Source organism: Micromonospora sp. C51 (genome assembly GCF_018070435.1).
Lineage (GTDB): Bacteria > Actinomycetota > Actinomycetes > Mycobacteriales > Micromonosporaceae > Micromonospora > Micromonospora sediminimaris.
Window position 1 is genome coordinate 144650 of sequence record NZ_JAGPXQ010000004.1, and the last position, 11454, is coordinate 156103.

The 11454-nt window shown below is 71.9% G+C and carries 9 protein-coding genes; 3 read left to right on the forward strand and 6 right to left on the reverse strand.

Annotation, left to right across the window (positions count from 1 at the left end; translation table 11 throughout):
* Positions 1-2 precede the first annotated feature (2 nt).
* The 4 genes from KBX50_RS07580 to secA2 form a co-directional block, all read right to left on the reverse strand.
* Entirely contained in the window at positions 3-758 is a 756-nt protein-coding gene (locus KBX50_RS07580; protein ID WP_210935824.1) for a class I SAM-dependent methyltransferase, read from the reverse strand.
* Positions 759-846: 88 nt separating this feature from the next.
* Positions 847-1347 (reverse strand): DUF2231 domain-containing protein, encoded by a 501-nt coding sequence (locus KBX50_RS07585; protein WP_210935826.1) that lies wholly within the window; start codon positions 1345-1347, stop codon positions 847-849.
* Between the two features lie 79 nt (positions 1348-1426).
* Positions 1427-2167: a GAF and ANTAR domain-containing protein gene (locus tag KBX50_RS07590; protein WP_210935827.1), complete on the reverse strand. Its 741-nt coding sequence runs from the start codon at positions 2165-2167 to the stop codon at positions 1427-1429.
* 189 nt (positions 2168-2356) lie between these two features.
* Entirely contained in the window at positions 2357-4651 is a 2295-nt protein-coding gene (secA2, locus tag KBX50_RS07595; protein WP_210935828.1) for an accessory Sec system translocase SecA2, read from the reverse strand.
* Positions 4652-4971: 320 nt separating this feature from the next.
* On the opposite strand from secA2, the gene KBX50_RS07600 reads away from it, so the two are divergent.
* The 3 genes from KBX50_RS07600 (at position 4972) to ctaD (ending at position 8861) form a co-directional block, all read left to right on the forward strand.
* Positions 4972-5955: a glucosyl-3-phosphoglycerate synthase gene (locus tag KBX50_RS07600; RefSeq protein WP_307870886.1), complete on the forward strand. Its 984-nt coding sequence runs from the start codon at positions 4972-4974 to the stop codon at positions 5953-5955.
* A gap of 85 nt (positions 5956-6040) precedes the next feature.
* Positions 6041-6769: an ATP-binding protein gene (locus tag KBX50_RS07605; RefSeq protein ID WP_210935830.1), complete on the forward strand. Its 729-nt coding sequence runs from the start codon at positions 6041-6043 to the stop codon at positions 6767-6769.
* 88 nt (positions 6770-6857) lie between these two features.
* Positions 6858-8861, forward strand: a complete 2004-nt coding sequence (gene ctaD / locus KBX50_RS07610) for a cytochrome c oxidase subunit I (RefSeq protein ID WP_093402769.1) — start codon at positions 6858-6860, stop codon at positions 8859-8861.
* Between the two features lie 63 nt (positions 8862-8924).
* Here ctaD and KBX50_RS07615 read toward each other — a convergent pair whose 3' ends face one another.
* Both KBX50_RS07615 and KBX50_RS07620 read right to left on the reverse strand, forming a co-directional pair.
* Positions 8925-9800, reverse strand: a complete 876-nt coding sequence (locus tag KBX50_RS07615; protein ID WP_210935831.1) for a SigB/SigF/SigG family RNA polymerase sigma factor — start codon at positions 9798-9800, stop codon at positions 8925-8927.
* A 219-nt stretch (positions 9801-10019) separates the two neighbouring features.
* Positions 10020-11390 (reverse strand): hypothetical protein, encoded by a 1371-nt coding sequence (locus KBX50_RS07620; RefSeq protein ID WP_210936001.1) that lies wholly within the window; start codon positions 11388-11390, stop codon positions 10020-10022.
* Positions 11391-11454: the final 64 nt, after the last annotated feature.

Genomic DNA, 11454 nt, shown 5'->3' on the forward strand with positions numbered 1-11454 from the left:
ACCTAGGCTCGGGCCTCGATGAGGAAGCGGCGGGCGTGGGCGACGAAGGAGCCGTCGGCGCGGATCCGATCGTGCAGGCGCCGCAGCGCGGGTCGGTGCGCCGCCACGGTGAAGCCGGGCACGGTCCAGATCACCTTGCGCAGGAACCAGACCACCGCGCCGATGTCGTGGAAGACCGTCCGCAGTGTCGCCTCACGCAGGTCCACCACGGTCAGGCCGGCAGCCTGGGCGGCAGCCACGGCGTGCTCCGGATGGCGGTGCGCCGGCGGCGGCAGCGGGCCGAGGATCGCCTCGCTGAGTTCGCGTACGGTCCCGGGACCGATCTGCTGGGACAGGAACGTACCGCCCGGACGCAACACCCGGGCCACCTCGGGCCAGTCGGTGCGCACCGGATGCCGGCTGACCAGCAGGTCGAAGACGGCGTCACGGAACGGCAGGGGTGCGTCGCCGGTCACCGCCACCACGCTCGCCCCGAGTGGCGCAAGGTGCTCCCGCGCCACCGGCACGTTCGCCGGCCACGCCTCGGTCGCCACCAGCAGCGGGGGCGGGTGGGGCACCTCGGCCAGCACCTCTCCCCCGCCGGTGTCGATGTCCAACGCCGCGTCGACGCCCGCCATCCGCGCCGCCACCAACCGCGCGTAACCCCAGGGTGGGCGTTCCTCGGTGGCCCGCCCGGCAAGCCAGTCGAACGCCCATCCCTCGACCGGGGCGGTGGCCCCCTCGGCGATCAGTTCCTCGAAGCTCGTCTCGTGCGGCACGGGTGTCAGCGTGTCCGGCCAGGACCGCTCCGGCAACGCGTTATCCGACGCCGTCCGCCGACGCAGTACCCGGGTACCGGGCCGGGCGCTACGGACGGGGGCGTACGACCTCGACGGTGGGGGCGTCCACGCCGCGTACGAGCTCGACGCTTGCCGTCTCGGACCGGGTGGCGTCGAAGTGGCGCATCAGCCGCGCGCCGAGGTGGACGCCCACCCCACCGACGGCGAGGCCGAGCACTTCCACGACCAGCAGCGCCGGAGTGGCACCGCGGTTCGTCGCGTCCGCCCGGACCAGGCAGGCGAGCAGGAACAGCCCGGCCATGCCGGCGTTGACGACGTTGAAGCTGATCGCCGTGTGGCGAGTGCGGTCGGGCGGCACGTCCCACAGGTCCACCATCCCGGCCATTGCGGTCAACGCCGCCGTCACCAGGGCGGCCACCGCCGTCCAGTAGCCGACCTCGCCGAGGAAGACCGGGCCGCCGACCACGTCGGCGAGGTCGAAGATGACGGCACAGACGAAGAGCCCGTACGGAAAGGTCACCAGCATCGGTTGGATGGGGTGCCCCTGCACCCGCAGCCGGCTCTGCATCGTGGTCCCCCTGGCTAGGTTCGGTCCATCAGTCCAGGGTGCTACCCGGGCGCCACCCGGGCGAAACGACACGCCCCGGTCAGTTCTCCCGGGGTCGCGAGACCGTGCTGACGAGCCGCTCCGCCACTTCCCGTAGCGGGATCGACAGCGACGACGCGGCGCTGCGCAGCACGTCGAGGGCGTCCTCGGCGGGGCAGCCGCGTTGGGTCATGATGACGCCGACCGCCTGACCGATCACGCCGTCGTTGAGCAGCGCAGCGTCCTGCTGCCCGGTCAGCGCGGCACGCTTCTCCCGGTCGCGCACCGCCGCCAGCAGCAGGCCGGCGTGCTCGGCCAGCAGCATCGCGGTCAGCTGATGGGCTGGGGTCAGGGCGTCGGGTTCGGAAGCGTACAGGTTCACCGCGCCGATCACCTGGTCGTCGATGTCGACGGGTGCCGAGATGACCCCGCGTACGCCCAGTTCCCGGGCACGGGGCGTCCAGTCCGGCCAGCGCGGTTCGACGTCCAGTTCCTCCGCGCCGACCATTTCCCGGCGGCGGATCGCCTCCATCGCCGGGGTGTCCGGACCGTACCGCAGGTCGTCCAGCCCGCTCAGCTGCGCATCGGAGGCGGCCACGCCGGCCGGTTCGCCGGCCCGCAGGGCGGTGAACCCGCACCAGGCGACGCCGCCGACGGCGTCCCGGGTGATCCGGACCAGCGCGGACAGCGCCGCGTCGAAGTCGTCCACGGCGATCAGCCCCGCGGTCAACTCCCGCAGCAGGGCAGCGGTCTCCAACACGCCGAGCGTCTCCGCCAGCGGTGTACGCGTCTCCAGGTTCACGAGCCCGCAACTCCCGTACGCCCGGTCAGCGTCGTCACCCGTATCCTCCTCGGCTGGGCCCCCGCGCTGGAGCCGCCCTCGACATCACGATCGCCCTACTACCCGCGCCGACAACGGTCGAAGCGGCGCAAACCGGGGCCCCTCCCAGGGTACGGGTGCCGCCGGGAGGGGTGGGCCGGACCGGACGACTCAGCGAGCGCCGGCCCCGCTGAGCCGCCGCCCGACCGAGGCGATCAGCCGGTCCAGCTCGGAGCCGAACGGGTTGTCGTGCACCAGGTACGTCCAGGTGGCGCTCGGGCGGACCAGTTCCGCCGCGTCGGGCTCCCAGTCGTCGTCGAACTCGGTCTCGGCGAAGGTGGCGAGGGTACGCGCCTCGATCGCCGGCACCAGCTCGGTGAAGGCCGGCACCGCGGCCCGGTGGAACTCGTCGAGCGGGTCGAGCCGTCCCAGGGCCCGCAGGTGCACGCCCTCGCGGACCTCCGACAGCTCGGCCAGGTGCGACGCCCACAGCCGGTCAAGATGGTAGAGGGCGATCGACCTGGCCACCTGGGCAAGCAGGTCCTCGTCCATCTCGCCGGCCTTCTCCGGCATCTTGTCCAGCAGCATCAGGGCGGCGACATCGCTGGTGAGCAGCCGCTCCCGCCGCTCGGCGAGGGCCTTGCGCTGCTGCTCGATGACCACGCTGTAGCGCCAGGTGTTGCGGTGGATCTCGTGGTTGACCCCTTCCGCGACCCGCTGGGCGTGCTCCACGGCGTAGTCGACCTGCGGGTCGGTGACCAGGCCGTCGGCGTTCATCCGGGGCGACGGCGGGACGGTGTCGCCGGCGTGGCGGACGACCAGGTCGTCCTCCAGGCTCACGTAGAAGACCGAACCACCGGGGTCGCCCTGGCGGCCGGCCCGGCCCCGCAACTGATCGTCCACACGGCGGCTGTCGTGCCGGCCGCTGCCGATCACGTAGAGACCACCCAGCTCGGCCACCCGCTCCCGGTCGGCCTGGTCGCTGCCACCGAGGCGGATGTCCACGCCCCGGCCGGCCATCTGGGTGGAGACGGTGACCGCGCCGTACGCGCCGGCCTCGGCGATGATCGCCGCTTCCTCGTCGTCGTTCTTCGCGTTGAGCACCACGCACGGCACCCCGGCGGCGTTGAGCCCGGCCGCCAACTGCTCGGACTCCTTGACGTCCAGCGTGCCGACCAGCACCGGGCGCCCGTCGGCGTGGCAGCGCCGGATCTCGTCGATCAGCGCCTCCTCCTTCTCGGCCCGGGTGGCGTAGATGCGGTCCGGCTCGTCGATCCGCACGCACGGGGTGTTCGGCGGGATCACCGCGACCTCCAGGCCGAAGAACTCCCGCAACTGGTCGCCGACGAGCACCGCGGTGGCGGTCATGCCGCAGACCACCGGGTAGAGCCCGACGTACGCCTGCACGGCGATGGTGCCCAGCACCTCGCCCTCGGCCGTGGCGTCCAGCCCCTCCTTGGCCTCGACCGCCGCCTGAAGCCCGTCGGGCCAGCGGCGGCGCTGGGCCACCCGCCCCCGCATCTCGTCGATCAGCTCCACCGTGCCGTCCCGAACGATGTAGTCCACGTCCCGGTGCAGCAGGGCGTGCGCGTGCAGCGCCACGTTGACCGCGGAGAGCTGCTCGACGTTCTCCTCGTCGTACAGGTCGATGCCGAGCTTGGCCTCGACGGCGGCGAGACCGGCGGAGGTGAAGGCGACGCTCCGGCCGTCCTCGGCCACCGTGTAGTGCCTGCCCTTGCGCAGGCCGCGCACCAGCGCCGCGGCGGCGTGGACCGGATCCTGCTCGCCGGGGACCGAGCCGGCGAGGACCATCGGCACCCGGGCCTCGTCGATCAGGATCGAGTCGGCCTCGTCGACGATCGCGGTGCGCAGCGGGCGCTGCACCCGGTCCTCGATGTCGGTGACGAGCTGGTCGCGGAGAAAGTCGAAGCCGGCCTCGCTCACCGAGACATAGGTGACGTCGCAGGCGTACGCGGCACGCCGCTCGACCGGGGTGGACGCCTCGTTGACCCAGCCGACGGTGAGCCCGAGCAGGGTGTAGATCGGCTCCATCCACTGGGCGTCGCGGCGGGCCAGGTAGTCGTTGACGGTCAGCACGTGCACCGGTCCGTTGCCGAGCCGGACGTGCCCGTACGCGGCGATCGCCGCGGTGAGCGTCTTGCCCTCACCGGTGGCCATCTCGGCGACCTTGCCGGAGAGCAGCGACATGGCGCCCAGCAGCTGGACATCGTACGGACGCTGGTCGATGCCGCGGCGGGCCGCCTCGCGGCCGAGCGCACAGATCTCCTCGTAGCTCGACGCCGCGGTCGCCGCCTCGGTGAGTTCGGCGTCGTCAAACGCCGAGATCTCCTCCTCGCGGGCCTCGATGACCGGCAGCAGCTTCTCCAGCGGAGCCAGATCGACCGTGGTACCCGGGCGTTGGAGGAACCGGCGGAACCTGGTCTTCAACCGTTGCGACACACCCATGAGCCGCAACGGTACGCGACCGGACCGATCTTGAACGTCCCGCCCGCCCTCCCGAATCCGCACGATCTCGCACTCAATGTCTCGACAAAAGGGATGTCCAGCGCATAAGGGATACCGGACGTGCACGAATCGCGGAAATCGGGCCTGGCGGGTGGACGCAATCAAAGGTTCATCAGCCGGGAACGTGACCGGAGCACGCTTGTGATCAAGCTGGGGGACCAATCCGGTTAGCGTGCGGGGTGCTGGGAAATCCATCTCCCGGTCTTCCCGCCGACGAGGGGGTGCCTGTGCGCAACAACGAATCTCTGGTCTCGCCGGTGGTGGAGGCCTGGGCCACCTATCGGACCACCTCGGCAGCCGACTGGCCGACCCGACGCCTCCTGCGGGCCAAGGGTGACAGCCGGGTCAGCGTGGTGCTGCCGGCGCGCAACGAGGAAGCAACCGTCGGGGCGATCGTGGCGACCATCCGCGAGCACCTGATGGACCGGGTGTCGCTGGTCGACGAGCTGATCGTGGTCGACTCGCGGTCCACCGACCGCACCGCGGCGGTGGCCCGGGCCGCCGGCGCCGAGGTGGTCGGCCAGGACGCGATGACCCGTGGGCTGCCCCGGCTGACCGGCAAGGGCGACGCGCTCTGGGCCGGCCTGGCCGCGGCGGAGGGCGACGTGGTCGCCTTCGTCGACGCCGACCTGCGCGAGTTTCGGCCGCACTTCGTCACCGGGCTGCTCGGCCCGCTGCTGACCGACCCGTCGGTCGACTTCGTCAAGGGCTTCTACCACCGGCCCCTGGTCGGCAGCAGCGGGGTGGAGGCCGACGGCGGCGGCCGGGTGACGGAGCTGATGGCCCGGCCGATGCTGAACCTGTTCTGGCCGGAACTGGCCGGGTTCGTGCAGCCCCTCGCCGGTGAGTACGCCGGCCGCCGGGAGGTGCTGTCGCGGGTGCCGTTCGTCTCCGGCTACGGCGTCGAGACCGCCATGCTGATCGACCTGCTGGAACTCGTCGGGTTGGACGCGCTGGCCCAGGTGGATCTCGGCGAGCGCAAGCACCGGCACCAGGACACCGCCGCGCTGGGCCGGATGTCCGCCCAGATCATGCTCACCGCCTGGTCCCGGTTGCAGCGCCGGGGCTGGGCGAATTCGGACGTGCTGCCCAGCGCGCTGCTGACCCAGTTCCGCCGGGGCGGCTCGGACGCGCTGCCGAACCTGGACCGGGAGATCGTGGTCAGCGACGTCGCCGTGGAGGAACGGCCCCCGCTGGCGGAGTTGCGGCACCGGCTGCCGCGACGGCAGGTCGCCGCGGCATGACGTGTCCGGCCCCACCCTGGCGTTTCACCCGGTGGAGGGCCGGGTACCTGCCAGGCTCTGCGACACCGTCGAGACGAGGGTGGAGATGGCGAGCCGGATCACCTGCCAGGTGTACGACGGAGCACAGGTCACCGTCGTACGCCTGGCCGGCACCCTCGACATGATCTCGATGCGGGAGGTGTACGCGCGCCTGGAGGAGTGTCTGGCCCGGCAGCCCGACGCGCTGATGGTCGACCTGACCGAGCTGGCCGTGCGGGAGCAGCTGGCGGTGTCCGTCTTCGCCGCCGTGGCGCGTCGCGCCGCGGACTGGCCGATGGTGCCGCTGGTGCTCTGCGCGCCGCACCCGGAGGCCGCCGCCCTGCTGACCGCCTCCACGGCCTGCCGGGTGGTGCCGATGCGGGACAGCTGCGACGAGGCGAGCCGGTTCGCCGGCGCGTCCGCCGTGAGCCGGCTGCGGCTACGCCTGGACCCGGTGGCGGCGGCCTGCCGACGGGCCCGGGAACTGGTGACCGACGCGTGTGCCCGGTGGAACCTGCCCGAGGCGGCCGGTCCGGCCTCGGTGGTGCTCAGCGAACTGGTCGGCAACGTGGTCCGGCACGCTGGTACCCCGATGCAGGTCACGGTGACCCTGCGCCGGCCCTGGCTGCACCTGACGGTGGTTGACGGCAGCAGCGCGGCGGCCCGGCCGGGCGAGGCGGGGCAGCGCGACGAGGGCGGTCGTGGGCTGCTGTTGGTACGCGAGCTGGCCGACCGCTGGGGCAGCTCGCCGGCCGGCGACGGAAAGGCCGTCTGGGCCACGCTACCGGCGAATTGACCGAAATTACCGCTCTCGCCTGGTTACATGGTCGACGGGGTGGGTAGCCACGCCCGTCCTTATCCGTCGTCAACGCAGGTGAGCGCTCATGCCCAAGCGGGTTACCACCGAACCCGGACAGGACCGGGGCCCGGCGATCCTCGCCCCGGCCCGGTTCGGCGGCTATCCCGGACCGCTGCGCAGGCCGCTTCCGGGCGGAAAGCTGGTCAGGTTCCTGGCCACCACCGACCACAAGCAGATCGGCCTGCTGTACCTGCTGACCTCGTTCGGCTTCTTCGTGCTGGCCGGGATCGAGGCCATGGTGATCCGCGCCGAGCTGGCTCGGCCCGGCCTGCAGTTCCTCGCCCCGGAGCAGTACAACCAGCTCTTCACCTCGCACGGCGCGGTGATGCTGCTGCTGTTCGCCACCCCGGCGGCGTTCGGCTTCGCCAACTACATCGTGCCGATCCAGATCGGCGCCCCGGACGTGTCGTTCCCCCGACTCAACGCGCTGGCCTACTGGCTCTACCTGTTCGGCGGGCTGATGGTGGTCGGCGGGTTCCTGACCCCGGGCGGCTCGGCCGACTTCGGCTGGACCGCGTACACGCCGCTGAGCACCGTCGAGCACTCCCCCGGGGTCGGCGCGAACATGTGGGTGATCGGCCTGGTGGTGTCCGGCCTGGGTACGATCCTCGGCGCGGTCAACCTGATCACCACGATCCTGACCCTGCGCGCACCGGGCATGACCATGTTCCGGATGCCGATCTTCACGTGGAACATGCTCTTCACCAGCGTGCTGGTGATCCTGGTCTTCCCGCTGCTGGCCGCCGCACTGCTGGCGCTCAGCGCCGACCGGCTGCTCGACGCGCAGGTGTTCAACCCCGACACCGCCGGACCGATGCTGTGGCAGCACCTGTTCTGGTTCTTCGGTCACCCCGAGGTCTACATCATCGCGCTGCCGTTCTTCGGCATCATCACCGAGGTCATCCCGGTCTTCTCCCGCAAGCCGATCTTCGGCTACACCGGTCTGGTGCTGGCCACCATCGCGATCACCGTGCTGTCGATGACGGTCTGGGCGCACCACATGTTCGCCACCGGTCAGGTGCTGTTGCCGTTCTTCAGCATCCTGAGCTACCTGATCGCGGTGCCGACCGGGGTGAAGTTCTTCAACTGGATCGGCACCATGTGGAAGGGACAGCTCACCTTCGAGACGCCGATGCTGTTCGCCATCGGCTTCCTGGTGACCTTCCTGCTCGGCGGGTTGACCGGCGTGCTGCTGGCCAGCCCGCCGGCCGACTGGCACACCCACGACAGCTACTTCGTGGTCGCCCACTTCCACTACGTGGTCTTCGGCACGGTGGTCTTCGCGCTCTTCGCCGGCTTCTACTTCTGGTGGCCGAAGATGACCGGGCGCCTGCTCGACGAGCGGCTCGGCAAGCTGCATTTCTGGACCATGTTCATCGGCTTCCACGGCACCTTCCTGGTGCACCATTGGCTCGGCAACGAGGGCATGCCCCGGCGGTACGCCGACTACCTGCCCACCGACGGGTTCACCACGCTGAACACCATCTCCAGCATCTTCGCGTTCGTGCTCGGCGCGTCCACCCTGTTCTTCATGTGGAACGCCTGGAAGTCCTGGCGCTACGGCGCCGAGGTGACCGTGGATGATCCCTGGGGGTTCGGCAACTCCCTGGAGTGGGCCACCACCTGCCCGCCACCGCTGCGCAACTTCGACCGGATGCCCCGGATCCGCTCGGAGCGGCCCGCGTTCGACGCCAAGTACGGCGAACTCGTCTCCGACCTGGGCCGTGACCTTCCACAGCGGACCACCCGACCGCCGCAGGAGTTCCGCGACGAGATCCACCGGGAGGTGCACATGCCGGAGTCGCCGAGTGCCGAGGGGGCGCACGGCGCGCGGGAGGCCGTCGCGTACCAGCCAGCGCCGCAGTCCGGCGCCCGGCCGGTCGACGTGCCGGAGCCGGAGGAGGTACGCCGGCCGAGCTTCGAGGAGACCGACGAGCCGGAGGACAATCCGCTGGGCGCACAGCGCGAGGCGCAGCCCAACGACCGGTGGCGGCATCCGCGCGGACACGGTGACACGCCGCAGAACTGATCGACGCGTACCGTTCGGGGCGGCACTGATCGGTGCCGCCCCGACGACGTTCCTTCCCGATGCTCAGCGACCCCGCACCGGAGCCGCGGCGCGCGACTGGTTGGCCGACTCGGACTCGGCGGGACCGTTCTGCCACGGTGGCGGCGCGTCGGCGAGCATCGCCTGGCGCAGCCAGGTCAGCGCCCGCGACAGCAACCGGGACACGTGCATCTGGGAGATACCGAAGCGGGCCGCGATCTCGGCCTGGGTCTGGTTGCCGTAGAACCGCATGGCCAGGATCCGCCGCTCCCGCCAGGGCAGCCGGTGCAGCAGACCGCTGACGGTCACCCGGTCGTCGACCGACTCCAGCGCGAGGTCCGACTCGCCGACCAGGTCGCCGAACTCCGCCGAACTCTCCCCGCCGACCGGCGCGTTGAGCGACGCCGGGCTGTAGCCGGCCGCCGACTCCAACGCGGCGAGGATCTCCTCCTCCGGCGTCTCCAGCCGTTTCGACAGTTCGGCCACCGTCGGCGCCCGGGACAGCTCACTGGTCAGCGCCGCCGTCGCCTGTCCGACCTCCAGGATCAGGTCACGTAGCCGGCGGGGCACGTGCACGCCCCAGGTGCGATCCCGGAAATGCCGCTTGATCTCACCCACGATGGTGATTGCCGCGTACGCGGTGAAGGAACCCCGTTCCGGGTCGTACCGGTCGACGGCGTTGACCAGCCCCAGGCGGGCCACCTGTTCCAGATCCTCCAACGGCTCGCCGCGCCCCCGGTAGCGGCGGGCCAACCGGCCCGCGAACGGCAACGCGAACCGGACCAGGTCGTCGCGGGCCTCGTGGCGACGCTCCGGCGGCAACCCTTCGATCCGCGCCGCGTACGCCAACGCCGCGGCGTCGAGGTCCTCAAGCCCACGATCGGTGGGTGGTGGTGTGGTTGTGGTGGTCTGTCCGAACATCCGCGCCTCCCTCGGGAAGGACCCCGCCCGGATTCGCCAACACCGGGCACGCGCGTAGGCACGCACGGGCCTGTGACTGGGTTACGTGACTGGGATGCCAGCGGGCGACGGCGCCGCGCCACGCGAGGTGATCAGCCTGTCGCAGCCGGCGGTGTTCCCGCTCCGTAGGTACTCAATCACGGGATCGCGGGTTCGCGAGGATGTTTCGTCAGCCCGGTCTCAACAGATCAGCAGGCCGTGGTGGCTCCCGCCGTCGCGCAGCGCGACCAGGGCCTCGCCGGTCGTCAGCGGCGCCGGGTTGGGCAGGTCATACGGCTGGGCGCGGAGCACCTCGGTGGCCCTGCGGGTGGGTACGGAGGTGACCGGGTAGCCGCGCGCCGAGGTGCGGTCCAGGGCCCGACGCCGCCGACCGAAGCCGGCGACCGCCAGCCACTGCGGGAGCCCGGCCAGCGCCGGTGAGCGTACGCCGGGTGGCTCCGGCAGCACGTCGATCGAGGTGAACGACTCGCTGCCGGCCAGCCACCACTCCACCTGTTCGACGCTGCGCCGGGTGGCGTTCTCGCACCAGTACGGCACCAGTCCGGCCCGGAGCACCTGCCAGGGGTCGAGCAGCCGCCCGCACTCGACCACCAGGCGGTCACCGGTCTTGCCGGCGGCCCGCAGCCAGCGTCGGTACAGGTCCGCGGTGGCCGCACTGAGCGCCTCCGGTGCGGGCACCAGGATCTGGTGCAGCGGATGACCGTGCCGGGAGGTCCAGTCCCGTACGCCCCGGTCGAAACCGGACTCCACGCCATGTTCAGCGGCAGCGGGTGGGGCGGAGATCTCCGGTGGTTCCCAGTGCGCGCTGTCGCCGCCGGCCGAGCGCAGCACCTGCCGCAGCGCGTGGCTGTCGGGGTGGAAGTCCACCGGGTTCAGGCCGCTGGCCGGGCAGCCGAGTTGGAAGCTGTGCCGGTCGGCGGCGTCCACCACCGGCCAGGTCCGGGTGTCCCGCAGCACCAGCACCGGCGCGCCAGGTGCCAGCCGGTCGGTCAGGAAGCTGCGGTACGCCGCCGGCAGCGCCCGCCAGCGGCCGGTCAGCGCCACCGTCGCCCCGGCCAGCGCACCTCGGCTGGCCGGGCAGTGCACCTGCCGTACCCGCAGGTCGGGGTTGCCGGCGAGCACCCGTCCGGCAAGCGCCGCGCCGTGGTCCAGGGCGGCGCGGGGCCGGTCCACCGCGCCCTGCGGCCAGTGCGCGATCATCTCGAACCCGGCGGGCAGCCAGGGCATGCCCAGCGCCACCGCCAGATGCGCCACCCCGCCGTGCGGGGAGCCCAGCAGCACCCCGGGATACCGGCGCCGCGGGTACTGGTCGACGAACCAGCGGGCGACCCGCTCCGCGTCGACCTCGGCGGCCTGTCCGGCGGTGAGGGCGATCCGGCCGGCGGAGCGGATCGCCGCCGCCCGCCGCACCGGCTCGGGCGTACCGGCGAAACGGGACACCGGTCCGGCGTGCCCGAGGTCGGCGCAGTCGCTGCCGCGTAGGGCGCGGGCGGTGGCCGCGACCAGGATCCGGGCCGTGCTGCCGGCCGCGACCACACGGTCACCGGCCATGCCGGCCCCGGCCGCCGTCAGTCCCGGGCGCACCTTGCGCACCGGCCCCACCTTGCCTCGATCG